This is a genomic window from Streptomyces sp. ALI-76-A (assembly GCF_030287445.1).
In the GTDB taxonomy this organism is placed as follows: Bacteria; Actinomycetota; Actinomycetes; order Streptomycetales; family Streptomycetaceae; genus Streptomyces.
On sequence record NZ_JASVWB010000003.1, the window covers coordinates 277,112 to 301,430 of the forward strand.

At 73.1% G+C, this 24,319-nt stretch carries 19 protein-coding genes; 11 read left to right on the forward strand and 8 right to left on the reverse strand.

The window, feature by feature from the left end; translation table 11 throughout:
- The first annotated feature begins 21 nt into the window (after window positions 1-21).
- From QQS16_RS36485 to QQS16_RS36495, 3 genes are read left to right on the forward strand one after another with little or no spacing between them, the layout of a single operon-like run.
- Window positions 22-318: a hypothetical protein gene (locus QQS16_RS36485; RefSeq protein ID WP_286066810.1), complete on the forward strand. Its 297-nt coding sequence runs from the start codon at window positions 22-24 to the stop codon at window positions 316-318.
- 1 nt (window position 319) lies between these two features.
- Window positions 320-1,309 (forward strand): 3-oxoacyl-ACP synthase III family protein, encoded by a 990-nt coding sequence (locus QQS16_RS36490; RefSeq protein ID WP_286066811.1) that lies wholly within the window; start codon window positions 320-322, stop codon window positions 1,307-1,309.
- A complete protein-coding gene (locus QQS16_RS36495) occupies window positions 1,306-2,190 on the forward strand; it encodes a 3-hydroxybutyryl-CoA dehydrogenase (RefSeq protein ID WP_286066812.1) in 885 nt (294 codons plus the stop codon). Before QQS16_RS36490 ends, QQS16_RS36495 begins: the two co-directional genes overlap by 4 nt.
- Window positions 2,191-2,256: 66 nt before the next feature.
- On the opposite strand, the gene QQS16_RS36500 is transcribed toward QQS16_RS36495, so the two are convergent.
- The gene (locus QQS16_RS36500) at window positions 2,257-3,015 is read right to left on the reverse strand and encodes a thioesterase II family protein (protein WP_286066813.1); all 759 of its coding nucleotides are present in this window, start codon (window positions 3,013-3,015) and stop codon (window positions 2,257-2,259) included.
- 378 nt (window positions 3,016-3,393) lie between these two features.
- Between QQS16_RS36500 and QQS16_RS36505 the strand changes: the two genes are divergently transcribed.
- Together QQS16_RS36505 and QQS16_RS36510 are read left to right on the forward strand one after the other, a co-directional pair.
- On the forward strand, window positions 3,394-5,265 hold the full coding sequence (locus tag QQS16_RS36505; protein WP_502963947.1) for a 2-oxoacid:acceptor oxidoreductase subunit alpha: 1,872 nt from the start codon (window positions 3,394-3,396) through the stop codon (window positions 5,263-5,265).
- A complete protein-coding gene (locus QQS16_RS36510; protein ID WP_286066815.1) occupies window positions 5,255-6,280 on the forward strand; it encodes a 2-oxoacid:ferredoxin oxidoreductase subunit beta in 1,026 nt (341 codons plus the stop codon). Before QQS16_RS36505 ends, QQS16_RS36510 begins: the two co-directional genes overlap by 11 nt.
- A gap of 80 nt (window positions 6,281-6,360) precedes the next feature.
- On the opposite strand, the gene QQS16_RS36515 is transcribed toward QQS16_RS36510, so the two are convergent.
- The 3 genes from QQS16_RS36515 to QQS16_RS36525 all read right to left on the reverse strand — a co-directional run bounded on the left by QQS16_RS36515 (window position 6,361) and on the right by QQS16_RS36525 (window position 10,052).
- Window positions 6,361-8,625 carry an MMPL family transporter gene (locus QQS16_RS36515; RefSeq protein WP_286066816.1) on the reverse strand — a complete coding sequence of 755 codons (2,265 nt, stop codon included), beginning with the start codon at window positions 8,623-8,625 and terminating at the stop codon, window positions 6,361-6,363.
- Window positions 8,626-8,839: 214 nt separating this feature from the next.
- A complete protein-coding gene (locus QQS16_RS36520) occupies window positions 8,840-9,352 on the reverse strand; it encodes a GtrA family protein (RefSeq protein ID WP_286066817.1) in 513 nt (170 codons plus the stop codon).
- A 28-nt stretch (window positions 9,353-9,380) separates the two neighbouring features.
- Complete coding sequence (locus QQS16_RS36525) at window positions 9,381-10,052, reverse strand: DUF4097 family beta strand repeat-containing protein (RefSeq protein ID WP_286066818.1); 672 nt, start codon at window positions 10,050-10,052, stop codon at window positions 9,381-9,383.
- Window positions 10,053-10,408: 356 nt separating this feature from the next.
- Here QQS16_RS36525 and QQS16_RS36530 point away from each other — a divergent pair, with 356 nt between their 5' ends.
- Window positions 10,409-11,803, forward strand: a complete 1,395-nt coding sequence (locus tag QQS16_RS36530; protein ID WP_286066819.1) for an MFS transporter — start codon at window positions 10,409-10,411, stop codon at window positions 11,801-11,803.
- Window positions 11,804-12,059: 256 nt separating this feature from the next.
- On the opposite strand, the gene QQS16_RS36535 is transcribed toward QQS16_RS36530, so the two are convergent.
- Complete coding sequence (locus QQS16_RS36535; protein ID WP_286066820.1) at window positions 12,060-12,749, reverse strand: DUF4097 family beta strand repeat-containing protein; 690 nt, start codon at window positions 12,747-12,749, stop codon at window positions 12,060-12,062.
- Between the two features lie 220 nt (window positions 12,750-12,969).
- On the opposite strand from QQS16_RS36535, the gene QQS16_RS36540 reads away from it, so the two are divergent.
- Together QQS16_RS36540 and QQS16_RS36545 are read left to right on the forward strand one after the other, a co-directional pair.
- Window positions 12,970-13,728: a GbsR/MarR family transcriptional regulator gene (locus tag QQS16_RS36540; RefSeq protein WP_286066821.1), complete on the forward strand. Its 759-nt coding sequence runs from the start codon at window positions 12,970-12,972 to the stop codon at window positions 13,726-13,728.
- A 389-nt stretch (window positions 13,729-14,117) separates the two neighbouring features.
- The gene (locus tag QQS16_RS36545) at window positions 14,118-15,350 is read left to right on the forward strand and encodes a helix-turn-helix domain-containing protein (protein WP_286066822.1); all 1,233 of its coding nucleotides are present in this window, start codon (window positions 14,118-14,120) and stop codon (window positions 15,348-15,350) included.
- A gap of 356 nt (window positions 15,351-15,706) precedes the next feature.
- On the opposite strand, the gene QQS16_RS36550 is transcribed toward QQS16_RS36545, so the two are convergent.
- The 3 genes from QQS16_RS36550 to QQS16_RS36560 form a co-directional block, all read right to left on the reverse strand.
- Entirely contained in the window at window positions 15,707-15,907 is a 201-nt protein-coding gene (locus QQS16_RS36550; RefSeq protein ID WP_286066823.1) for a hypothetical protein, read from the reverse strand.
- A 79-nt stretch (window positions 15,908-15,986) separates the two neighbouring features.
- A complete protein-coding gene (locus tag QQS16_RS36555) occupies window positions 15,987-21,269 on the reverse strand; it encodes a non-ribosomal peptide synthetase (RefSeq protein WP_286066824.1) in 5,283 nt (1,760 codons plus the stop codon).
- 141 nt (window positions 21,270-21,410) lie between these two features.
- A complete protein-coding gene (locus QQS16_RS36560) occupies window positions 21,411-21,551 on the reverse strand; it encodes a hypothetical protein (RefSeq protein WP_286066825.1) in 141 nt (46 codons plus the stop codon).
- 497 nt (window positions 21,552-22,048) lie between these two features.
- Between QQS16_RS36560 and QQS16_RS36565 the strand changes: the two genes are divergently transcribed.
- The 3 genes from QQS16_RS36565 to QQS16_RS36575 all read left to right on the forward strand — a co-directional run bounded on the left by QQS16_RS36565 (window position 22,049) and on the right by QQS16_RS36575 (window position 23,761).
- On the forward strand, window positions 22,049-22,954 hold the full coding sequence (locus QQS16_RS36565; RefSeq protein WP_286066826.1) for a hypothetical protein: 906 nt from the start codon (window positions 22,049-22,051) through the stop codon (window positions 22,952-22,954).
- A 178-nt stretch (window positions 22,955-23,132) separates the two neighbouring features.
- Window positions 23,133-23,384 (forward strand): hypothetical protein, encoded by a 252-nt coding sequence (locus QQS16_RS36570; protein WP_286066827.1) that lies wholly within the window; start codon window positions 23,133-23,135, stop codon window positions 23,382-23,384.
- Window positions 23,384-23,761 carry a fic family toxin-antitoxin system, toxin component gene (locus QQS16_RS36575; protein WP_286066828.1) on the forward strand — a complete coding sequence of 126 codons (378 nt, stop codon included), beginning with the start codon at window positions 23,384-23,386 and terminating at the stop codon, window positions 23,759-23,761. The genes QQS16_RS36570 and QQS16_RS36575 overlap by 1 nt, the downstream gene beginning before the upstream one ends.
- Window positions 23,762-24,319 lie beyond the last annotated feature (558 nt).

The following is a 24,319-nucleotide window of genomic DNA, read 5'->3' on the forward strand; positions in this document are numbered from 1 at the left end:
GCCGTGCGCGGAAAGGGAAACATGGACGCGTTGACACAGGCCCTGCTGTCCGGGGCCGGCCCGGACGAGACCGGGCGCCACGACCTGCCGGCCCGGTACGACCTCCGGCTCGGCCACCTCTCGCCCGGCCTGTCGGAGGTGTTCGCGCTGGAGGACGTCGGCGAGGCCGCACGGCCGGTCCGGCACACCGGGAAGGCCGGCGTGCTCCGTCCCGCCCGCGAGGAGGGCACCGGCGTCACCGGCCCCGCCCCGCGGGAGAAGACCGGCGCGGCCCGGCTCGAACCGCTGCGCGCGCCCGCCCTCGCGGGGGTGTCCTGACATGGGCATCGGCATACTCGCCACCGGCTCCTACCTGCCCAAGCTCGAAGTGGGCAACGAGGAGGTCGCCGAACGCGTCGGCGTCACCGCGGAGTGGATCGAACGCAAGACGCAGATCCGCTCCCGCCGCTACGCCGCCCCGCACGAGGCGACGTCCGACCTCGCCGCGAGGGCCGCCGAACGGGCCCTGGAACAGGCGGAGCTGACCTCGGACCGGATCGACTACATCATCGTGTCCACCTCCACCGGGGACTTCCCGCAGCCGCCCACGTCCTACCTGGTGCAGCATCTGCTGGGCGCCTACGGCGCGGCCTGCTTCGACGTCAACGTGGTGTGCAGCGGCTTCGTCTACGCGCTGTCGCTGGCCCACACGCTGGTGGCCGCGCGCCCGGACGCCCGGGTCCTGGTGATCGGGGCGGACGTGTACTCGCGGATCCTGGACTTCACGGACCGCAGGACAGCCGTCCTGTTCGCCGACGGCGCCGGCGCCGCGGTCGTCGGGGCGGTGCCGGAGCCGTACGGAATCCTCGCGAGCGACCTGTCCAGCCGCGGCGACGCGCATCACCTGATCCGTGTCGAGGCCGGCGGCAGCCGCAATCCGGCGTCGGCGGCGACCGTCGCGGAGGGCGGCCACTTCTTCCGGATGGACGGCCGCGGCGTACGTGACTTCGTCCTCGAGCACGTCCCGCCGGCCCTGACCGCGCTGGCGCGCACGGCCGGCGTCGACATCGGCGCGGTCGACCACTTCGTACCGCACCAGGCCAACGGCGTGATGCTCGGCGAGCTCGTCGAGCGCACGGGCCTGGGCGCCGCGCGGACGCATCTCACGCTCGTCAAGTACGGCAACGTCGGCAGCGCCTCGGTGCCGATCGCCCTCGACGAGGCCCACCGCACGGGCGCCCTGACGCCGGGCGACCTGGTGCTGCTCGCCGGCTTCGGCGGCGGCATGTCGATCGGAGCGTCACTACTGACCTGGGGGTCCCGCACATGACCACGTCCACGCTGAACGCCGGTACGGGCATCGACCGGGTGGGTGTCGTCGGCAGCGGCATCATGGGCACCGGCATCGCGGAACTGTGTGCCAAGGCCGGGCTGGACGTGACGGTCGCGGTGTTCTCCGAGTCGTCGCTGCACACGGCGCCGGTCCGGCTGGCCGCCTCCCTCGACCGGGGCGTGGCCAAGGGCAAGCTGACCGAGGGGGAACGCGACGCGGCCCTGGAGCGGGTGTCGTTCACCCGTGACCTCGGAGAGCTGGCCGACCGCCGCCTGGTCGTCGAGGCGATCAAGGAGGACGAACAGCTCAAGCGGGAGCTGTTCGCCTCCCTCGACAAGATCGTCGAGGACCCGGACGCGGTCCTGGCCACCAACACCTCCTCGGTCCCGGTCGCCCGGCTCGCCGCCGCGACCCGCCGCCCGGGCCAGGTGCTCGGTCTGCACTTCTTCAACCCGGTGCCGGTGCTGCCGCTGGTCGAGCTGGTCCCGACGGTGCTGACGGACGAGGCGGTGAGCGCGCGGGCACTGGTCTTCGTCCGCGACGTCCTGGGCAAGCAGCCGATCACCTCCCCGGACCGGGCGGGCTTCCTCGTCAACGCGCTGCTGTTCCCGTACCTGCTGTCCGCGGTCCGGATGGTCGAGTCGGGCCTGGCGACGGCCGAGGTGATCGACCAGGGCATGGTCCAGGGCTGCTCCCACCCGATGGGCCCGCTGCGGCTCGCCGACCTGATCGGCCTGGACACGACGGTGTCCATCGCCCAGGCCATGTACGAGGAGTTCAAGGAGCCGCTGTACACGCCTCCGCCGCTGCTGCTGCGCATGGTCGAGAGCGGCCTGCTGGGCAAGAAGTCCGGACGCGGCTTCTACACGTACGCGTGACACGGCCCGGGGGGCGGCACGGACCAGGTCCGCGCCACCCCCCGGGCGGTTCCGGCCGACGGCCGGTCAGGAAGCGGCGGCCTCGGCGAGGAACCCCTCGGTGACGGCCGCGGCGATCCCGTCGAGGTGGTCGAAGAGGTAGAAGTGACCGCCGGGGAACACCTTCACCGCGACCTCACCGCGGGTGTGCGCCCGCCAGGTCCCGGCCTCCTGCACCGTCACCATCGGGTCGCTGTCACCGACCAGCACGGTCACCGGAGCGGCGAGCGGTTCGCCCCCGCGCCAGCCGTACGTGCCGAGCGCCCGGTAGTCGGCCCGCAGGGCCGGCAGCACCATCTCCAGGATGTCCGGGTCGTCCAGCATGGACTGGTCCGTGCCGCCCAGCCTGCGCAGCTCGGCCAGCACGTCGTCGTCGCCGTAGCGGCCGAAGTGGGCCGTGCTGTGCGCGTCGGGCGCGCCCCGCCCGGACAGGAACAGCCGCTGCGGCCCCGGCAGCGGGCCCCGGGCGAGCAGCCGGGCCGTCTCGTACGCGACGAGCGAGCCCATGCTGTGGCCGAACAGGGCGTACGGCCGCCCGGGATCCGCGGCCAGCACCGGCGCCAGCTCCTCGGCCACCGCCTCGGCGAGCAGCGTCAGATCCGTGAAGGGCGTCTCTGCGTACCGGTCCTGACGGCCCGGGTACTGCACGCACACCACGTCGAGGTCCGCGGGCAGCGCCTGCGCCAGGGTCCTGTACGCCGTCGCGGAACCCCCCGCGTGCGGGAAGCACACGAGCCGCGGCCCGTTCCCCGGGGTGGTGAAGCGCCGGAACCACGTGCTGTTCACAGTTGGTGTCCCTTCGTCTGTGCCGGCCGGCCCACGGGAAACGGCCCGCCGGTGCCCTCGGGGGATGTGGGGCACCGGCGGGCGGTCCGTCGCCCCGCGAGGGCTTGTACCCGCCCGTCACCGGAGCTCACGCCCCGAGCGTCCCGCCCCGTCCTCGACGGGGGGTCGCGGGGCGGTCGAGGGCCGTCGAGGGCCGTCGAGGCCGCTCGACCCCCGCCGGGCGGCCGCACGAGCGGCTCTCTATCCGTGCCGCATAGCCTCCGGCGAGGTGCATGACCCGCACCTCGACGCGTGTCCGCCGACGTGTCTGCCTGCGCTTGCGGACCAGCCCCGACAGGAGCCGACACAAGTATGTCCGTGGTAGCCACTCCCCCCGACGTGACAGGGACGCGTGACAAGCAAGTCAGGCGCCTGGACCGGGTGATCATCAGGTTCGCGGGTGACTCGGGTGACGGTATGCAGCTCACCGGTGACCGTTTCACCTCGGAGACGGCGTCGTTCGGCAACGATCTGTCGACGCTGCCGAACTTCCCGGCCGAGATCCGGGCCCCCGCCGGCACCCTGCCCGGCGTCTCGTCCTTCCAGCTGCACTTCGCCGATCACGACATCCTCACGCCGGGCGACGCGCCCGACGTCCTGGTGGCGATGAACCCGGCCGCCCTGAAGGCGAACATCGCTGACCTGCCGCGCGGGGCGGAGATCATCGTCAACACCGACGAGTTCACCAAACGGGCGATGCAGAAGGTGGGGTATTCCAGCTCCCCGTTGGAAGACGGTTCCCTCGACGGTTACCACCTCCACCCGGTGCCGCTGACCACCCTGACCGTCGAGGCACTCAAGGAATTCGACCTCACCCGCAAGGAGGCCGAGCGCAGTAAGAACATGTTCGCGCTCGGTCTGCTGTCGTGGATGTACCACCGGCCCACCGAGGGCACGGAGAAGTTCCTGAGCAGGAAGTTCGCCAAGAAGCCCGAGATCGCGGCGGCGAACATCGCCGCTTTCCGGGCGGGCTGGAACTTCGGCGAGACCACCGAGGACTTCGCGGTCTCCTACGAGGTGGCGCCGGCCGCGCAGGCGTTCCCGCCGGGCGTGTACCGGAACATCTCCGGGAACCTGGCCCTGTCCTACGGTCTGGTCGTGGCCTCCCGCCAGGCGGACCTGCCGCTGTTCCTGGGCTCGTACCCGATCACCCCGGCGTCGGACATCCTGCACGAGCTGAGCCGGCACAAGAACTTCGGTGTGCGCACCTTCCAGGCCGAGGACGAGATCGCCGGCATCGGCGCGGCGCTCGGGGCGGCCTTCGGCGGCTCACTGGCGGTGACGACCACCTCCGGTCCGGGTGTGGCGCTCAAGAGCGAGACGATCGGGTTGGCGGTGTCGCTGGAACTGCCGCTGCTGATCGTGGACATCCAGCGGGGCGGCCCGTCCACCGGTCTGCCGACCAAGACCGAGCAGGCGGACCTGCTCCAGGCGATGTACGGCCGCAACGGCGAGGCACCGGTCCCGGTCGTGGCCCCGCGCACCCCGGCCGACTGCTTCGACGCCGCCCTGGAAGCCGCCCGCATCGCCCTGACCTACCGCACCCCCGTCTTCCTCCTCTCCGACGGATACCTCGCGAACGGCAGCGAACCCTGGCGCGTCCCGGAGCCGGACGAACTGCCGGACCTCCAGGTGCGGTTCGCGCAGGGACCGAACCACACCCTGGACGACGGCACCGAGGTGTTCTGGCCCTACAAGCGCGACCCGCACACCCTTGCCCGGCCCTGGGCGGTGCCGGGCACGCCCGGCCTGGAGCACCGGATCGGCGGCATCGAGAAGCAGGACGGCACGGGCAACATCTCCTACGACCCCGCCAACCACGACTTCATGGTCCGCACCCGCCAGGCCAAGATCGACGGCATCCAGGTCCCGGACATCGAGGCGGACGACCCCGACAAGGCCCGCACCCTGGTCCTGGGCTGGGGATCCACCTATGGGCCGATCACGGCGGCCGTCCGCCGCCTGCGCGCCGCCGGGGAACCGATCGCGCAGGTCCACCTGCGCCACCTCAACCCCTTCCCGAAGAACCTCGGCGAGGTTCTCGCCCGGTACGAGCGGATCGTCGTCCCCGAGATGAACCTCGGCCAGCTGGCGCTGCTGCTGCGCGCCAGGTACCTGGTCGACGCCCACTCCTACAACCAGGTCAACGGCATGCCGTTCAAGGCGCAGCAGCTCGCCGACGCACTGCGGGAGATCCTCCATGAAGACTGAACTGAAACTGTCCGCCAAGGATTTCAAGTCGGATCAGGAGGTGCGCTGGTGCCCGGGCTGCGGTGACTACGCGATCCTCGCGGCGGTGCAGGGCTTCATGCCGGAGCTGGGCCTGAGGACGGAGGACATCGTCTTCGTCTCCGGCATCGGCTGCTCCTCCCGCTTCCCGTACTACATGAACACCTACGGGATGCACTCCATCCACGGCCGCGCCCCCGCCATCGCGACGGGACTGGCGGCCTCGCGCCGCGACCTGTCCGTGTGGGTGGTGACCGGTGACGGCGACGCGCTGTCCATCGGCGGCAACCACCTCATCCACGCCCTGCGCCGCAACGTCAACCTCAAGATCCTGCTGTTCAACAACCGGATCTACGGCCTGACCAAGGGCCAGTACTCACCGACCTCCGAGGTCGGCAAGATCACCAAGTCGACACCGATGGGCTCCCTGGACGCGCCCTTCAACCCGGTGTCGCTGGCGATCGGCGCGGAGGCGTCGTTCGTGGCGCGCACGGTCGACTCCGACCGCAAGCACCTCACCGAGGTCCTGCGCCAGGCCGCCGACCACCCCGGCACCGCCCTGGTCGAGATCTACCAGAACTGCAACATCTTCAACGACGGCGCCTTCGACGCCCTCAAGGACAAGCAGCAGGCCCAGGAAGCCGTCATCCGCCTGGAACACGGACAGCCCATCCGCTTCGGCGCCGACGCCACCAAGGGCGTCGTCCGCGACACGCGGACCGGAGATCTGGAGGTCGTCACCGTCACCCCCGACAACGAGGCCGACATCCTCGTCCACGACGCCCATTCCGCCTCGCCGACCACGGCGTTCGCGCTCTCCCGCCTCGCCGACCCCGACACCCTCCACCACACCCCGATCGGCGTGTTCCGCTCCGTCGAGCGGCCCGTCTACGACACGCAGATGGCTGACCAGCTCGACACCGCCGTCGAACAGAACGGCAAGGGCGATCTCGCCGCCCTCCTCGCCGGCGGTGACACCTGGACCGTCGTCGGCTGACCGGCCACGAGCGTGCGAAACGGCCCGGCGCGACCTGGACCAGGTCGCGCCGGGCCGCTTTCGCGGGTCCGTGCGGCGTGTCAGTGCACGAGGTCCCGCTCGTGCTCCGGGCTGGTCCGCGGGCCCCGCGGAGCGGTGGACTGCAGTCGCCGCTGTAGCTTCTCGCCCTCGACGTCCACGTTCGGCAGCAGCCGGTCGAGCCACTTCGGCAGCCACCAGGCGGTGTCGCCGAGCAGCGAGTGCACGGCGGGCACGATCACCATCCGGACCACGAAGGCGTCGAACAGGACGGCCGCGGCGAGGCCGAAGCCCATCATCGCGACCAGGTCGTCGGCCTCGAAGATGAAGCCCGAGAAGACACTGATCATGATGATCGCGGCGGCCACCACCACCCGGCCGCTGTGCCGGAAGCCGGTGACGACGGCCTCCTTCGCCGGAGCGCCGTGGACGTACGCCTCACGCATCCGGGTGACCAGGAAGACCTCGTAGTCCATGGCGAGGCCGAAGACCACGCCGATCATGAAGATCGGCAGCGTCGTCATGATCGGGCCGGTCTGCTCGATGCCGAAGAAGCCGGAGCCCCAGCCGAGCTGGAACACCGCGACCAGCGCGCCGAGCGCCGCGCTCACCGAGAGCAGGAAGCCGAGCGCCGCCTTCAGCGGGACCAGGACCGAGCGGAACACCAGGAGCAGCAGCAGGAAGGCCAGGCCGACCACCAGGCCCAGGTAGGGCAGCAGCGCGTCGGACAGGGTCTGCGAGAAGTCGATGAACAGCGCGGTCTGGCCGGTCACCAGGATCTCGGTGGCACCCGAGGACCCCTCCAGCGCCGGCGCCCGCGCGCGGATGTCCTTGACCAGGTTCTCGGTCTCGGTGTCGGTCGGGCCGGTCTTCGGGACGATGCTGAAGATGGCGGTGTCGCCGGCCTTGTTGGCGGTGGCCTTGGACACCGAGTCGACGCTCGCGGTCTTCTTCAGGGCCTCGCCGACCTTGTCGCCGGCGGCGGCCGCGTCCTTGCCCTCGACGGTGACCGTCAGCGGGCCGTTGAAGCCGGGGCCGAAAGAGTCGGACAGCAGGTCGTACGCCTTGCGCTGGGTGGTGTCGGTCGCCATCGTGCCCTCGCCGGGCAGGCCCAGCTCCAGCTTGGTGGCGGGCAGGGCGATCGCGCCGAGGCCGACCACCGCGAGGAGCAGCACCCCGAGCGGGCGGCGCACCACGAAGGACGCCCAGCGCGTGGACAGGGTCGGCCTGGTCCGCGCGGCCAGCTTCGCGGCCTTCTTCTCGGACCTGCGCAGCTTGCGCGCCGACAGCGGCTTCTTGGTCCGGACGAGGCGGCGGTCCGCGACCCGCAGCACCCGGCGCGGCGCGAAGCCGAGCAGGGCGGGCACGAAGGTGACCGCGATCAGCACGGCGACGGCGACCGTACCCGCCGCGGCGAGCGCCATCTTGGTGAGGATCGGGATGTTGACGACCGCGAGGCCGGCCAGCGCGATGATGACGGTGAGTCCGGCGAAGACGACGGCCGAACCGGCGGTGCCGGTCGCGATGCCCGCGGCCTCCTGCGGGGTGCGGCCCTCGGAGATCTCGGCGCGGTAGCGGGAGACGATGAACAGGGCGTAGTCGATGCCGACCGCGAGGCCGATCATCATCGCCAGGGTCGACGTCGTGGCGGACAGCCCGAGGGTGGAGCCGAGCGCGGCGATGGCGGAGACGCCGACCCCCACCCCGATCAGGGCGGTGAGCAGCGGCATGCCGGCGGCGATCACCGAGCCGAAGGTGAGGAGCAGGACGATGGCCGAGATCAGCACACCGATCTGCTCGCCGGTGCCGGACATGGTCTGCTCGATCGCGACCGCGTCACCGCCCGCCTCGACGGTCAGGCCGCCGTCGCGGGCCCGGTCGGTCGCCTCGGTGAGCGCGTCGTGCGCCTCGTCGGTGAGCTCGGGTGCGGCGACCTCGTAGGTCACCACGGCATAGGCGGTGCGGCCGTCCTCGCTGATCGTGCCGGCTTCGAACGGGTCGGCGACGTCGGCCACCTGGGGCGCCTTGCCGAGCTCCCCGAGGAGTTCGCCGATCGCCGCCTTCTCGTCGGCGATCTTCTCGTCCTGGGGCGCGCGGATCACCACGCGGGCGGTGGCACCGTCGGCGCCGGCATCCGGGAACTTCTCCTCGAGCAGGTCGAACGCCTTCTGCGACTCGGTGCCCGGCATCGAGAACTGCTCGGTCGGCGGTGTGGGGGCGGAGGAGGCCGCGGCACCGACGCCGACGACGATCAGCACCCACAACAGGGTCACGAGGCCGCGCCGCCGGAAGGCGAAGCGGCCGAGTTTGTACAGGAAGGTAGCCACGGGTAACCGCACTTCCGTCGAGTGGGGGGCAGGAGGATCCGATGCGGCCGACCGCCCCGGCTGAGCACAGGGCGGTGGCTCTGACATGCACACACGTTGACCCAGCGAGTGTTCGCGGGGCCGGTTTCTGTGGTGGAACGCGACCGATGCTGGAGCGATCGTCGAGGGGATGGACCAGTTCCGGCCAACGGCCGCGCTGCGTACGCCCGTTCGCCTAGGCCGCCGTCGCCAGGGCGGGCACGCTCACCGTGCCCGTGCCCTGCCGCACCACGGGCCGTACGGCCCGGCCGCGGTGGACGGCGAAGACGTAGCAGCGCAGGACGAGGAAGCGGCCGGTGCCGGCGAGGCCGGAGGCACCGAGGTAGACGAGCTGCTCGGCCGGCAGGCCGGGGGAGGGCTGCAGCAGGTGCAGGACCCAGACGGCGACGCTGGTGGCCAGGTAGGCCGCCGTCGCCGAGCCCGCGGACTGCCAGTGCTCGCGCCATCCGGCGCCCCGACCCCTGGCGAAGGTGAAGCGGGCGTGGAGGTCGGTGCACAGCAGGGTCGAGGCGACGGTGACGGCCGCGTTAGCGACCGCCCAGGGCATCGTCGCGGCCAGCAGTGGCACCGCGAGGCTGGAGAGGACTCCGACGCCGCCGCCGAGGACCGCGAACCGGAGGAAGGAGGCGATGGGGCCGGGGCCGGCCGGAGTCGCCACATCGGGCTTGTGTGCGAGCGGCGACTTCATGGCGGCGTCCTTCCTCAGGGCTGGTGTGTTACAGGCTGCGGGCGGTGATGTCGCCGTAGGCGGTGGTGGCGTGGACGGCCAGCTCCGCGGCGGAACCGGCCGTGTTGCTCAGGGAGTTGTCGACCCGGCCGTAGCCGGTGCCGGCGTCGAGGGTGGCCGAGGTGCCGCGGGCGGCGCCGACCGTGATGGCGCCCTGCTCGGTGCGCAGGGTGAGCGTGCCGCGCACCGCCTCGGTGACGGTGAGGTCGCCCTTGTGCGTGGTCAGCTCGGCGGTGCCGTCCAGTCGGCCGACGGTGATGTCACCGGCCTGGAGGGACAGGCGGGCGTTCGCGGTCTCGTCGAGCCGGACCGTGCCCTGCGCACCCTCGAAGGTGACGTCACCGAGGCGACCGGCGCCGCGGAGTTCACCGCTGGCCGCCTTCGCCTCGACGCGTGAGCCGGCGGGCAGTTCGACGGTCACCTCCAGGGAGCCGAAGGCGCCGATGACCGGGTTCGTCTCCTGCCGGGTCTCGATGCGCAGGACGCCGTCGGCGTAGGCCACCTCGGTCTGCTCCGCCGCCTTCACGTCCCGGCTCCTGGAGGGGGCGGAGGGCCGGACGTCGACAGTGGTGTCGGCCCGGTCGCCGGCCACGAACCGGATGTTCCCGGCGGGGACGTCCACGACGACGGTGAGGGGGGCGGGGGTCTTGAACGTCTGCATCTCAGGCTCCTTGTTCGCTGTTTCCGATGAGTGAAACGCTACGTTGCATTCATGGATCCGGCAACTGTGTTGTTGCATAAAATGGATGTTATTGCAGTTCAGCTCACCGAAATCGTTGCAACGACTCCAAAGCTAACGCAACAGCGGCGATCCGATTGCGTTGCAATGAATGCGAGTGAACGCTGTCTGCCGGTCCGCTGGGCCGACTGCCGTTGTAGCGCGCTCCGGCCGCCCGGTGGCCTGCTTCGGGTGATCTTCGACCCGTCCTTGAGCAGGGCTGAACCGGCCCTCCGGCGGGTCTTGGGACGTTGGCCGGCGACTGCCCGCCCCGTCCGTCCGTCATCAGGAGGCCTTTCATGACCGTGCAGGTGTCGGAGCCGACGGTGGTGCCCGAGGCACCCGCACCGCGCGGCCGCGGCCGCGGCCGGGTCCGGGGTGCCGCCGCGCTCGGCGTGATCGCCGGGTGCAACGCGATGATCCAGCTCGACGACCCGATCGTGAACATCGCGCTGCCCGGCCTGCGCGAGTCACTCGGACTGTCCACGGTGGGCGCGGCGTGGGTGATCAACGCCTATCTGCTCACGTTCGGCGGCCTGCTGCTGCTCGGCGGCCGGGCCGGGGACATCCTGGGCCGCCGCAGGGTGTTCATGGCGGGCGTCGCCCTGTTCACGGCGGCCGCCGCCCTGCGCGGCCTCGCGCAGTCCGCGGAGTTCCTGATCGCCGTACGGGCCGTCCAGGGCGCCGGCGCGGCGCTCGCGGCGCCCAGCGGGCTCGCCCTGCTGCTGAGCACGTTCGCGGAAGGGGCCTCCCGCAAGCGGGCCATCGCCGTGTGCACCATGGTGGGCGCGGTCAGCACCGCCGGCGGGCTGCTGCTGGCGGGGGCGCTCACCTCGCTCAGCTCCTGGCGCTGGGTGCTGTATCTCGACGTCCCGCTGGGCCTGGCGATCGTGCTGCTCACGCCGTTCGTGCTCGACGAGACCCCCCGCCACCGCGGCCGCTTCGACCTGCCCGGCGCGCTGCTGTCCGCGCTGGGCGCCGCCCTGCTCGTCTACGGGCTGGCGCAGGCCGCCGAGCGGGACTGGAGCGACCCGGTGGTCGTCGGCTGTGTGCTGGGCGGGGTCGTGACGCTGGCGGTGTTCGCGGCCGTCGAGCGGCGCGCGCGGCAGCCGATCGTGGCGCCACGGCTGTTCGCCGACCGCGACCGGCTGCTCGCGTACCTGGGGACGCTCGCGGTGCCCGGCGCGCTGATCGGCACCTACTTCTTCCTCAACCAGTACTTCCAGCAGCAGCACGGCTGGTCGGCGCTGGCCACCGCGTGGGCACTGCTGCCGCTGCCGGTCACCATGGCCGTGGCGGCGGCGGTCGCCGTGCGGCTCGAACGGCACATCGGCACCCGCCGGTTGTGGGCCACGGGTGCCGTACTGCTGATCACGGGCAACCTGTGGCTGTCCACGCTCGCGGCGGGCGACGGCTACCCGGGCGCGGTGCTGCCGGCGCTGGTGCTGCTCGGCGCGGGGATGGCGTTCAGTGTGCTGCCGCCGACCGTCCTGGCCACGTCGGGGCTGCGCGGCGACGAGGCGGGCACGGCCTCCAGCGTCCTCAACTCCCTCCAGTCCGTGGGAGGTTCGATCGGCCTGGCCACGCTCGTCATGGTCTCCTCGCACAACGGCGGGATGACGGGCGGTTTCGCCACGGGGGCGGCCTTCGCGGGCTGCGCACTGCTGGCCGCGCTGTTCCTGCGCCACCGCTGACAGCGGCACCGGCGATCCCGGACCGCCGCCCGCCGGGGCTCCGCCGGGCGAAGGCCCGTCGCAGCCATCGGGGTGAGGGCGGTGACGGGCCTTCGCGGGGCGGGGGCGGTGTGCCGGGGCGGGGGCTGCGCGAGGCGGCGCGCGCCCGAAGGAGGGCAGGTCCGCCAGAGGGCGCATGTCCGCGTGGACCGGGCCGGGCGGGACGTGCGCGGCCCGTTCGCCGCGATGGCCGGGCCGGTCGTGAGAGGTGCTCCTCTCACAGGCTGCGGGCGGTGATGTCGCCGTAGGAGGTGGTCGCGCGGAGGGTCAGGGCGGCGGCGGGGCCGTCGGTGTTGTCGAGGGTGTTGTGGATGCGGCCGTAGGCGGTGCCGGCGTCGAGGGAGGCGGAGGTGCCGCGGGCGGCGCCGACCGTGATGTCGCCGCGTTCCGTGCGCAGGGTGACCGTGCCGCGGGTGGCTTCGGTGATGTTCAGGTCGCCCTGCTGGGTGCTGATCTCGGCGGGACCGTTCAGGCGGCCGACGGTGATGTCGCCGGCCTGGAGGGCGAGGCGGGCACTCGCGGTCTCGTCGAGCTTGACCGTGCCGTGCGCGCCGGCGAAGGTCACGTCGCCGAGGCGTCCGACGCCGCGGAGCTCGACGCTGGCCGCCTTGACTTCGACGCGGGAGCCGGCGGGCAGCTGGACGGTGACCTCGATGGACCCGGAAGCGCCGAAGATCTGGTTCTTCGCCGGGGTCTCGATCCGCAGGACACCGTCGCGGTAGTCGACCGTGGTCTGCTCGGCCGTCTTCACATCCCGGCTCTTGGAGGCGTTCGCGGGCAGCACCTCCACCGTGGTGTCGGCCCGGTCGGCGGCGATGAACCGGATGTGCCCCGCCGGGACGTCCAGGACGGCGGCGATGGGTGCGGGGGCGTCGAACGTGTGCGTCGTGCTCTGGGTCTTCTGCATCGCGGACTCCTGGACTAGTTGTTTCCGGTGAGAGAAACGCTACGTTGCATTCAAGCGGGTGGCAACGGCAGCGTTGCGATCAGTCGCTATAAATGCAGGTCACTGGAGCTAAAACGTTGCAATGGATGTGAATTTAACGCAACATCCGTTGTTCGAATCGTTGCAATGGAGTGGCGGTGAACGCTATGGTGTTCCCCTACGGAGCACGAAGGAGACCGTGATGCCGGGAGGCAGACTCACCCAGCAGGAACGTCAGCAGATCGCGCTGGGACTGGCCGACGGCCTCGCCTACGCGGAGATCGCCAGGCGCCTGGACCGCCCGACCTCGACGATCACGCGCGAGGTCATGCGCAACGGCGGTCCCACCGCCTACCGCGCCGACCTGGCCCACCGCGCCACCGAACGCCGTACTCACCGTCGCCGGCAGGCCGCGCCCCACGGCGGGCCCAAGGCGCCCGAGCAGGCCCACGGACGCGACGCCGAAGCCGTGCGCGAGTACGAGGAGACGCTCACCACCGTCTTCATGCAATCGGGCGTGCCCAAGATGATGGCCCGGGTGCTGGTCTGCCTCTACACCACCGACTCGGGCAGCCTCACCGCGTCCGAACTCGTCCAGCGCCTCCAGGTCAGCCCCGCGTCCGTCTCCAAGGCGATCACGTTCCTCGAGGGCCAGGGCCTCGTCCGCCGGGAGCGCGACGAAGGCCGCCGTGAGCGCTACCTCGTCGACGACGACGTCTGGTACCAGGCCACGATCGCCAGTGCCCGGTCCCTCGCGCAGGTCGTCGAGACCTCACGGCAGGGCGTCGGCATCCTCGGCCCCGGCACGCCGGCCGGCACCCGGCTCGAGAACATCGCCCGCTTCCTCGACTTCGTCAGCGAGAGCACCGCCCGCGCCGCGGAGCAGGCCCGCGAGGTCCTCCACACGAAACCCGGAACGACCTCGGACGGCGCCGCCGGGCCGGACACGGACCACGGATAGGTCCCGCCGGGAACACCCCTACGGCCAGCCGATGTCGTCGTCGGACGGCAGCTCCCGCGTCGGTGCCGGCCGGCCGCCGCAGCCTCCCAGGGCAGCACGGCGTGCAGGAACCGAGTGCTCCATGGACGACTCCCGGGTGCAGAGCGGGACAGCGCGCAGGCGCCGCCGGACTTGGCACTCGGGATCCTGCCCGGGATCGTTCGAGAGCCGCTCGAAGACCGCATGAGGAGCGCACGAAGTCCGCATGAGAAGCGGGGCACCGGACCTGGCAAAGGTTTGCCCGGGTGTTGCCCGGCGCCCTACGCTCGATCACGGCCCCGGTGGCCCGCCCGACCCCGTCGCGGCCGACCCGTCCGCGCGTCCACCCAGGGAACCCAGGGAATGGTCACATGCCTCGACAGCCCGCGTTCGGCCGCCGCCTGAGGAGACTGCGCACCGACCGGGGCCTGTCCCAGAGCGCACTGGCCGGCGACGGCATGTCCACGGGATACCTCTCCCGACTGGAGTCGGGCGCCCGGCAGCCCACCGAACGCGCCGTCACCTACCTCGCCGGACGACTCGGCCTGGAACCGGGCGACTTCGAGGAGACCGCGGCCGGATCACTCGCCCACGCGCTGACCCTCGCCGCCTCCACCGGATCCGACGACGCCGTGGACACCCTGCGCGAGGCCCTGGCCGCCGAGGCCCACGAGACACCCGTGCTGCGCTGGCAGGCACGGTGGCTGCTGGCCCGGCACCGGCGTCTGCAGGGCGACCACCCCGGCGAGCGGGAGCACCTGGAGGAACTGGTGCGCCTGGGCGACGAGGTCGGCCTCGCCGAACTGAGAGTGCGCGGGCTGACCCGCCTCGCCCGCTGTCTGCGCTCGCTCGGTGAGATTCCCGCCGCCCTCGACGCCGCCCTCACCGCCCACCACCTCGCCCAGGACGGCGAACTGGGCGCGGAGGACCGGGCCGCCGTGCTGCTCGCCCTGGTGTCGGTGGCCGCCGAGGCCGGCCGGACGCCGCAGGCCCGGGCGCACGCCGACGAACTGGTGGGGCTCGTCGAGGGCCGCTCCGACGCGCTGTGGGCGGAAGCGATGTGGACCGCGGCGGCCGTACGCGTGATGCAGGGCGACCACCGGGCCGCGCAGGACTACCTGGAGCAGGCCCTGGAACGGTTCGGCGGCCACCAGGACCTCGTCCTGTGGCTGCGGCTGCGGCTGGCCGCCGGGCGGCTGCACCTGCAGAAGATCCCGCCGGACCCCGAGGCCGCCGGGCGCTGTGTCACCGCCGCCGAGCCGGCCCTCGCCTTCGTCGGCACCCCCCGGCTGCGGCAGGAGCTGACCGCGCTCAAGGCCGACCTGGCGTTCCTCACCTCCCGCTACGACGACGCCCGTGACCTGCTCGGCGAACTCGCCCTGGAGGAACCGCGGATGACCTACCGGGACCGGGTCCGGACCGACATCCTGCGGCACCGGCTGCGCATCCTGTCCGGCGACGACAGCGGCGTCCAGGGCCTGCGTGCCCTGGCCGAGCAGGCCCAGGCGGACGCCAACATCGACCTCGCGGCGGAGACGTGGCGGGTGCTCGCGGAGGCACTCGCGCAGTTCCAGCACGGCCGGACCGCCCCTGAAGCCTCCTGAGCGAGGCTCGGCCGCACAGCCCCACCCCCGCACGACCCTGAACCGGCCGGGCCCGACCCGGCCGGCTCGTCACGGTGCGGCGGGCCGGGCCACCGACACCGGTGAGCGACCGGCTGAGCGGCCGTCGGCGACCGCACCTCGCGGCCGCACAGCACCGCCACCGTCGCGCACACCACCGGGCCGGCGCCGCCCAGCAGGGTGGCGCGTACACCGAGGGGGCCGGCGAGCCGGCCGACCGCCCTCCCGCCGAGCGGCAGGACGGCGAACGAGCCCGGCCCGCCCCGTACGAGTACCTCCGTACGGGGCGGACAACGGCCCGTCGAGACGGGGCGGACAACGGCCCGTCGAGGAGCCGGTCATGACACCGGCTCCTCGTCCCCCTTCAGCTCGAAGTGCCGCAGCACGGCGCGCGTCCGCTCCTCCACCTCGTCGGCCGTGGCGCCCTCCACGTGGATGTGGCCGGCGGAGGCGTGCGAGGCGCACGGCGGGTCCAGTACGTCGCCGGGCCGCACCGTCAGCCTGGCGCCGACCACACCCGGCAGCCGCGGGTCGCCCACCGCCCGGTCCGGTGGACCCCGCACAGCCGGCGGGCCGGGGCCTTGGCACAGGGGGCGGCCCGCCGGACCCAGGGGCACGTCACAGGCGGTTGTTGAGGTGGTCGAGGCACAGCTCGTACAGGTCCTCGGCGTGGGTCTCGTGCCAGCCCTCCGGTACGGCCGCCGAGGCGGGCCACAGGGCCCGGTGCCCGGTGCCGTCCGCGACGACGACGAACGTGGCGAACTCGTCGGTGAAGGGGTCGTCGGCCGACGGCCCGTCGAGCACCTCGAGACCTCCGTCGGTGTCCATGCGGGCGGCGCGGCAGGTCCGCCACATGCGGGCGGTCGACCCGTCCGGGCCGCCGAACGGGTCGGGCAGGAAGCGCTCGCCGGTCGTGCCGGGCGCGTCCGCGTACCCCTGCGCCACGCCCGCGCCCGCGATGTACAGCGCGCCGACGGCTCCCGCCGCCACCGGGCGCAGCGCGGCGTCGAGCACATAGGCACGGTGGCCGGGGGAGGGCACGGGCCCGCCGGGTGTGTGCTCGACGACGAGCCGTCCCTCGGCCCAGCCGCCGCTCACGGTCAGCGCGGTGCCTTGGGAGCGGGCGAGCGCGACCAGCGCGGCGAGCGTGTCGTCCCCACCGCCCAGCACGGTCCCGGCCCCGTGCTCGCCGAGCCACCGCAGGACCTCGTGCGGCACGGCGCGGGCCAGGGAGGCGTCCGGCACGTGCACCTGCCTGCCGGAGGCCAGCGTGCCCAGCAGGCCCAGCGCGGCGTCCACGTCGGGGTACCCCTGTACCAGCCAGGCGGCGTCCGCCGGTTCGGCGACGACGGTGGCCGCGAGGACGGACTCGGCACCGATGACGACGGTGCCGTCCGCGCCGGGTGCGAGCATCACCGGGTCACCGGGGGCCTGCGGCCGGACCCGGTCGGCGTCGGACACCGGCCACCTGCCGTCGGCCGGCAGCAGATCGGCGGACGGGTCCCGGACCAGGCGCGCCGCACCCGGGACGGCCGGCAGCAGCCAGTCGGCGGTCTCGTCGAGCAGCATCACGACCGGCCGGAGCGTTTCCGGCAGCTCCTGCGCCGGATCGGCCGGCAGGCAGGCGGCACCCGTCTTGGTGATCGCGAGGCAGGCCACCGCGAACTCCGCCGGCGAGGACAGGGCGGTGAGCACCGAGGTCCCCGGGCCCGCCCGGTGTTCGAGGAGGGCGTGCGCCAGCAGGTCGGAGCGGGCGTCGAGTCCGGCGTAGTCCATGTCCGGGAGGGCCGGCGCGTGCGGGGCACGGGACACCTGGGCCGCGAACAGGGAGGCCACGGTCCGCTCCGGGAGCCGGGCGGGGGCACCCGCCCACACGCCGCTGTCGGTCCCGGTGCCGGCGTGCCGCAGGGGCAGCCGGCTCAGCGTGGCCGCCGGGTCGGCGAGGGCCGCTTCCAGCACGTCGGTGAGCCGGCCGGTGAGGGAGGCGGCGACCGTCTCGCCGACCGTCTCGTGGCGGAACGCGGTCGTCAGCGTGATGCCGGCGGGGGCGCCCGCCCGGCTCTGCCGTTCGGTCAGCGTCAGCGCCAGGTCGACCGCGGGGAGCGGGAGCCGGGCCGGCTGCGGCAGCACCGTGAGGCCGGCCGCCTCGAACGAGCCGCCGGTCTCCTGCAGGACGGTCAGGGCGACGCCGCCGGGCCGGGCCAGGGCCGCGTCGCCGCTGCGGTAGGCGGCCAGGTCCGCCTCGCGGACCCGGCGCAGCAGCTCCCCGAAGGCCGGGTCCCCGGCGGTGTCCACGGACAGCGCCAGGACCCGGCCGAGAGGTCCCACCGCGCCACGCAGCGCCGCGCTGTCACGGGCCGGGACCGGCGCGGCGACGGTGATCTCGTCCCCGGCGCCCAGCCGGGCCAGCAGAGCGGCGAGCGCGGCGTGCACCACCATGAACAGGGTGGCCCCGTGCCCGGCCGCGAACCGGGTGAGCCGCTCGTGCAGGTCGCCGTCCAGACCGAGTTCGAGGGTGCCGAAGCAGGCGTCGCCGCCGGCCTGCCGGGCGCTGCCCGGCAGCGGGGTGGGCGGCACGTCGCCGGACCTCGCGCGGGGCGCGGCCTCCAGTGCGGCCCTCTCCCGGCGGGGCGTGCCGCCGGTGGCCCGGGCTCCGTAGGCGCGGGCGAGGTCAGCGGCCAGCGGGAGGTGCGACCACAGGTCGACGTCGCCGGCGGGCAGGGCCAGTTCCAGCAGATGGTCGTCGGCGGCCAGGGCCCGCAGCCGGGTGCCGGCCGTGCCCAGCCGCGAGTTGCGCAGCACCTCGTGCCGCTGCCCGAGGTCCTCGAGGGCCTTCCCCAGAGCGCCCGAGTTCAGTGCGCCGCGCAGCCGCAGCGGCAGCAGGACGGTGTCCGTACCCGATCCGCCCGGCCCGCTCGCGGCGACGGGGCCGTCACCGACGAGGGCGGCGAACTCGGCCGGTGTCGGCGCCTCGTACAGGGCGTGGACGCCGGGGTCGGTGCCCAGCGTCTCGCGGGCCCGCGACAGCAGCCGGGCCGCGGCCGGCGGGTGGCCGCCGATGCGGAAGAAGTCGCAGTCCGCGTGGACCGTGCGCCGGGGCACGCCCAGCACCTCGGCGAACAGGTCGCGGACGATCTCCTGCAGCGGGGTGCCGGGCGGGCTGCCGGGCCGGTCCGCGGTGAACACGGGGACGGGCAGGGCCGTGCGGTCGACCTTGCCGTGGGAGTTGAGGGGCAGCGCGTCCAGGGTCATCAGCGCCGACGGGATCATGCAGTCGGGCAGTCGCTCCCGGAGGTGGCCGCGCAGCACGACCTCCAGGTCGACGGTGCGGGCGAAGGCGGTGGGGACGTTGGCGCACCGGTCGATGTCGGCGGCGGGAGCCGCGTACACGCCGGTCAGCGGGCCGTCGCCGACCAGGTCGGGGTCGACGAAGACGATGTCCAGGGCGTGCGGGCCAGCGGCCGACCAGGTCGGCAGAGCCCGGTAGCCGAGGCGTTCACCGGCCGCGCACAGCACCTCGGGGTCGGGAGCGAGCGGGTCCTGGGCGGGCAGGTCCAGGCTGTCGCGCGGGTTGTCCAGGTTCTGCATCGCGGCGTGCTCGTCGTGCACCCGGCGGTTGGGCACGGCGGCCAGCCGCAGCACGGCCGGGTGCCGCTCGCTCAGGTACTGCTCGACGTCGTCGGCGCCACGGATCCCGTCGCCCCAGGTCACGGCGGGCGCGTCGGTGAGGTCGGCCACCGGGGCGGCGGTGGACAGGACGGCCTCGTAGCGGTAGCGGCTCAGCTCGTTGTGGTGGACGCCCCGCTTGGCCCGTACGTCGACCGCGCGCACCCCCGGCAGTTCGCGGGCGAGGGCGGCGAACACCGCCGGCGACAGCAGGAGTTCGGTCTCCATCGCCACGCGCTGGTCGATGCCGCGGCGCGTCGCCGCGCGGTCCTTGGCGGCCGCGCCCGGCTGGGCCAGCTCGATGCCGGTCTGGAAGCAGCGGGACAGGTCGAGGTTGCGCAGGTCGCCCAGCAGGAGCGAGCCCCCCGGCGCGAGCAGCGGCAGCGCCCGCTCGATCACGGTGCGCAGGTAGGACAGGCCGGGGAAGTACTGGACGACCGAGTTGATGACGATCGTGTCGAAGTGCCCGGCGGGCAGCCCGGTGGTGTCGTCCGCGCCCCGGCAGCTCAGCCGCACCTTCTCCCGCAGCAGCGGATCGTCCTGGGTCCGGGCGCGCAGCGCCGCCACGACGGACGGCGAGAAGTCGGTGGCCCAGTACTCCTCGCACTCCTCGGCGCGGGCCAGGTGCGCCATCAGCAGTCCGGTGCCCACCCCGATCTCCAGGACGCGGCGCTGCCCGAGCTCGCGGACGCGGTCCAAGGTCGCCGCCTGCCACTCCCGCAGCTGCTCCAGGGGGATCGGCCGGGCGTCGTAACTGCTGTTCCAGCCGGTGAAGTCGGCACCGAGCTCGCCGGCTTCGACGCCGTGGTGGAGCGCCTCGTGAATCTCTCTCCACTCGGTGATCTGCTCGCCCCCGGCCGCTTCGGCGGCCTGCGGGGCCGGTACGACGTGGGCGACCAGGCGGCGGTCGCCGTCCTGAGCCGTGTGCACGGACACCGCGGCCGCGGACACGGCGGGATGGGCGGTCAGCACGGACTCGATCTCGCCGAGGTCGATACGGAAGCCGCGCAGCGTGATCTGGTTGTCGACCCGGCCCACGAACTCGATCGCGCCGTCCTCGCGCAGCAGCACCAGGTCGCCGGTCCGGTACAGGCGGCCCTCGCCGCCGGTGAACGCGTCCCGCACGAACCGCCGCGCGGTCAGCTCGGGCCGGTCGAGGTAGCCGGTGGCCAGACCGGGGCCGCCGAGCAGGAGCTCGCCGGTGCCGCCGGGAGGGACCGGGGTGCCGTCCTCGCCGAGGACGACGGCGACGGTGGCACCGATGGGGCGGCCGATGGGGATGGTGCGGTCGCCCTCGGCGGGTTCGGCGACCTCGTGCCAGGTGGCGAACGTGGTGGTCTCGGCCGGGCCGTACACGTGCAGCAGCCGCTCCGGCGGGCCGGCCTGGAAGACCTGCCGCACCCGGCGCGGGTCGCACGCCTCGCCGCCGAAGAGCACCGTGCGCAGCGGGGCGAACGCGGCCGGCCGCTCCCGGGCGATCAGGTGGAACAGCGCGGTCGGCAGGAAGACCACCGAGATGCCGTGCTCGGCGACCGCGTGCTCGAAGCGGGCCGGGTCGACGACGGTGTCCTTGTCCAGGCCGACCAGGCGGGCGCCGGCGGTGAGGGTCGCCCAGATCTCGAAGGTGACCGCGTCGAAGGCGGGGCCGGCGGCCTGCGCCACCACGTCGTCGGGCGTGAGGCGGACGTAGTCGGTGCGCTGCACGAGGTCCACGACGGCGCTGTGCGGTACGACGACGCCCTTGGGGGCGCCGGTGGTGCCGGAGGTGTGGCAGACGTAGGCGGCGTCGTACGGCGCGACGTCCTCCGCGGGCAGGGCGTCGGAGCGAGCGGCGATGTCGGCGGCCTCGGTGTCCACGGCGACGACGGCGGCGCCGAGGTCCTGGTAGCCGGGTGCGCCGGCGGCGTCGGTGACGACGGCGCGGGCCGCGCTGTCCCGCACGAGGAGCCGGCGGCGCTCCGTGGGGTGGGCGGGGTCGACGGGGACGTACGCAGCGCCCGCCCGCACGATCGCGAGGAACGCGGTCACCATGTCCGGGCCGGGCCGCAGCGAGGTCACCACGCGGTCGCCGCGTCGCACACCGCGGGTCTTCAGGTGGTCCGCGAGGCGGTTCGCCGCCCGGCTCAACTCCTGGTAGGTGAGCGAGACGCCACCGCCCGCCGGGGTGGGGTAGGTGACGGCGATCGCGTCGGGACGGGTGTGTACGTGCTCCTCGATGAGGCCGGAGATGGACATCAGGGCTGGCTCCTTCGGGAACGGCCTTCCGACGTGGCGAAACTCTGCTCCCGCTGCGGCACGGAGCCGACGGAGGTCTCTCGGCAGCGGCGGACGTCTTCACGGGAAGACGCGCGCCACGCGGCAGGACCGGGGGGAGGGTCAGACGGCGACCGAGCTGGGCCAGCCGATGTCGTCCGTCGAGGCCACGGGCGGCGTCGCGGTCGTGCCGACGCCGGCGGAGACGAGCAGGGCGGCGCCGACCGCGGCGGCGCTGACGGCGATCCGGAGGATGACCTTCACGGCTGACTCCTCTGCGACAACTCTGTGTTCGGTGCTCGGCGTCCTCTTGCCAAGAGACTGGCAACCCGGCCTCGGAAATCTCTGGGGGACAACTCGAAGAACACTCGAAACAGGCGCCGGACACCTCCACCAAAACCCCCGCCGGACAACGACGTTCACACCCTTCAACCCTCTGACCTGTACGGACAATGCTCCATGGCATGACACGACCGCATCTGGCAAGACATGGCAATTCCTCGGGAAACAAGCCGGACCGCTCGGGAGACCGCAGAGCCGAGGACGCCGGAGCCGCGGCGCGCCGTCACAGACGCGCCGCCGTGAACGTCTCCGTCCTTGAGCGGCGGCGCGACAGCACTTGCCGCCCGCTCAGCCGCGCCATGGCCGCTCGCACCGCGGTGTGTTCTTCCGCCCTGCTGTCGTCCAGCCCGGGCGCAGCGTCGCTCGAGTCCCGCTGGAGAACCGTGGCCGGGGCCGGGGTGGCGGGGTTCACTGGCGGCATGGACCGTCACGCGCACACCCCGCCGCGGCCGGACACGTTCGCGACCCGGTTGCGAGTCGCCCACGCCCTGCTCATGGCCGGAGACCCGCGCGCGGCGGCCGACCGCTGCGCGCGGTCGCGGACCCGGGCCGCCCGGGCCGGGGCCCGCGGCAGACAGGCCGCGTTCGGCGCGCTGCGCGCGGAGGCCCTGCTCTGCCTGGGCGAACTCGCCGCGGCGGAACAGGAGGCCGGGGCCGCCGTACGCGCGGCCGTTCCCGGCGCCTCCCTGGGCCGGTGGCCCGCGGCGGTCCTCGCCGAGGTGCTGACCGAGCTGGGCCGGCACGAGGAGGCCGACCGACAGCTGTGCCGGGCCGCGCCGGAAGCGTCCACGCGCACGGCGGATCTCCCGCGGTACCTCAGGGCCCGGGGCCGCCACCGCCTGGCCGTACGGCGCCCCGGAGCCGCTCTCGCCGACTTCCTGCGTTCCGGAGAGCTGACGTACCGTCAAGGAAACGGTCCCTTCGCCCGGATGCCCTGGCGCACCGACGCCGCCGAGGCGCTGCTGCACCTGGGCCGGCCCGACGAGGCCGCTGAACTGATCGCCGAGCAGCTCACCGGGGCCACCGCCGTCGGTCCGCGCCACCGTGGCATCGCACTGCGTCTGCGGGCCGCCACCGAGGAGCCGGCCCGGCGGCCTGCCACCCTGGCCCTGGCGGCGGACGAGCTGCGCGCCGCCGGTGACCGCCCCGAACTGGCCCGTACCCTGGCCGATCTGGGAGAGACCCTGCACGCCCTGGGCGACGGCCTGGCGGCCCGGGCGGTCCTACGGCGCGCCTGGCACCTGGCGGCCGACTGCGGAGCCGTCCCCCTGTGCGACCGGATCCTCCCGCACAGCACACCACCCGCCGCTCTCGCGTCCCGCTGACGCCCCCTCAGCAAGACCGGCCCCACCGGGGAGCGATCGTCGAGCCTGCCCCGGCCGGCTTCCGGGCCCACCGCCCGTCTGGCCCGCCGGCACGGCCCCGGCCGCCCGCCGAACCCTCGGTCACACCTTCCGCGACCGCCTGGCCCACCTGCATGGTAACAGCTGTTACCATGCGGGTATGGCGAAGACACAGCTGGGCGCACGGGTCGACGACGAGGTCGCGGAGCTCGCCAGGGCCCGAGCCAGGGACCGCGGCCTGACCGTCGGCGACTACATCGCCGGGCTCGTCCGGGAGGACGCCGACGGGCTGCGTGTACGCGCTCTGGACGCAGCTCGGCGCTTCCTCGACGAGCACCAGGCCCTCTTCGACGAAGCCGAAGCCGGAACCCAGGACACGGAACGCAACGCACCGGGGGCGCACGCAGCGTAATGGACCTGCACATCGATGTCCCCTGGATCCTGCAGGTCGCAGAACTCGCAGGCGCACGCGACCCGGCCCCCGACGACTACGGGGTCCCGGTGGCGGCAATCGCATGCCACACGGCAAAGCTGCTGGAACAACCGGTGTACGACGGCCCCTACGCGCGCGCCGCCGCCTTGGTCCACATCCTCGGCCGCTGCCGCTGGCTGGAGCGCTCCAACCTGGCCGTCGCGGCGGCGACCGGCGTCATGTACCTGGAAGCCTGCGGCATCGCGGTCAAGCCCACCCGCGAGGACGCGACCGCCCTGCGTGACCTCCTGCTGAAGCCCACCTGCACCGTGCACCACATCGCCACATTGCTGCGCGCCTGGCCCAAGGTGTCCTGAAGCCATGCCCAGCGCCTCCGAAAGGAGAGCACGGGGCATGGCTGTAGCTCCCTCCGCCCGCGCCGTCGTCGGATCGGCCGGCGTAAGCACGAAAATCCCGGTGCGAGGTAGGACAGCGCTGAGGGTGTGTGATGCACTGCCCCCATGTCAGGCCATACACAGTGCATCACCGTGATGCATGGCCCACGCCAACCCCACTCCGGCTGGAGGGGCATGACCTAGGGGGAAGCGAAGTGAACCCGTCACTGTGGCGCGGCCTGCACACGATCGACCGATGGTGTGTCACAATCCCGGTGCCCGGTGATGGCTGGCAATCCCAGATGCTACACAAGCCCACCCGCGATGCACCTCCCCTCGTAGCCAGCCTCGGGAATCCCGCTTGCGGGATTCCCCCCATTCGCGCTTGCGCGAATTGACACGCATTCAGAATTCCGTTTACGGAATTCAATTCCCGCGCTTGCGCGGGAATGTGGCGGAGCGTCAGCGGAGCTGTGGCCCGGAGCGAAGCGGAGGGCGTTCATTGGGCAGCGCGTCAGCGCTGCACGTCCCGCTCCGCGG

Coding starts and splice junctions, on each gene's coding strand:
- QQS16_RS36485 (WP_286066810.1), top strand. CDS start 22: ATGGACGCGTTGACACAGGCCCTGCTGTCCGGGGCCGGCCCGGACGAG.
- QQS16_RS36490 (WP_286066811.1), top strand. CDS start 320: ATGGGCATCGGCATACTCGCCACCGGCTCCTACCTGCCCAAGCTCGAA.
- QQS16_RS36495 (WP_286066812.1), top strand. CDS start 1,306: ATGACCACGTCCACGCTGAACGCCGGTACGGGCATCGACCGGGTGGGT.
- QQS16_RS36510 (WP_286066815.1), top strand. CDS start 5,255: ATGAAGACTGAACTGAAACTGTCCGCCAAGGATTTCAAGTCGGATCAG.
- QQS16_RS36520 (WP_286066817.1), bottom strand. CDS start 9,352: ATGAAGTCGCCGCTCGCACACAAGCCCGATGTGGCGACTCCGGCCGGC.
- QQS16_RS36525 (WP_286066818.1), bottom strand. CDS start 10,052: ATGCAGACGTTCAAGACCCCCGCCCCCCTCACCGTCGTCGTGGACGTC.
- QQS16_RS36530 (WP_286066819.1), top strand. CDS start 10,409: ATGACCGTGCAGGTGTCGGAGCCGACGGTGGTGCCCGAGGCACCCGCA.
- QQS16_RS36535 (WP_286066820.1), bottom strand. CDS start 12,749: ATGCAGAAGACCCAGAGCACGACGCACACGTTCGACGCCCCCGCACCC.
- QQS16_RS36540 (WP_286066821.1), top strand. CDS start 12,970: ATGCCGGGAGGCAGACTCACCCAGCAGGAACGTCAGCAGATCGCGCTG.
- QQS16_RS36545 (WP_286066822.1), top strand. CDS start 14,118: ATGCCTCGACAGCCCGCGTTCGGCCGCCGCCTGAGGAGACTGCGCACC.
- QQS16_RS36555 (WP_286066824.1), bottom strand. CDS start 21,269: ATGTCCATCTCCGGCCTCATCGAGGAGCACGTACACACCCGTCCCGAC.
- QQS16_RS36565 (WP_286066826.1), top strand. CDS start 22,049: ATGGACCGTCACGCGCACACCCCGCCGCGGCCGGACACGTTCGCGACC.
- QQS16_RS36570 (WP_286066827.1), top strand. CDS start 23,133: ATGGCGAAGACACAGCTGGGCGCACGGGTCGACGACGAGGTCGCGGAG.
- QQS16_RS36575 (WP_286066828.1), top strand. CDS start 23,384: ATGGACCTGCACATCGATGTCCCCTGGATCCTGCAGGTCGCAGAACTC.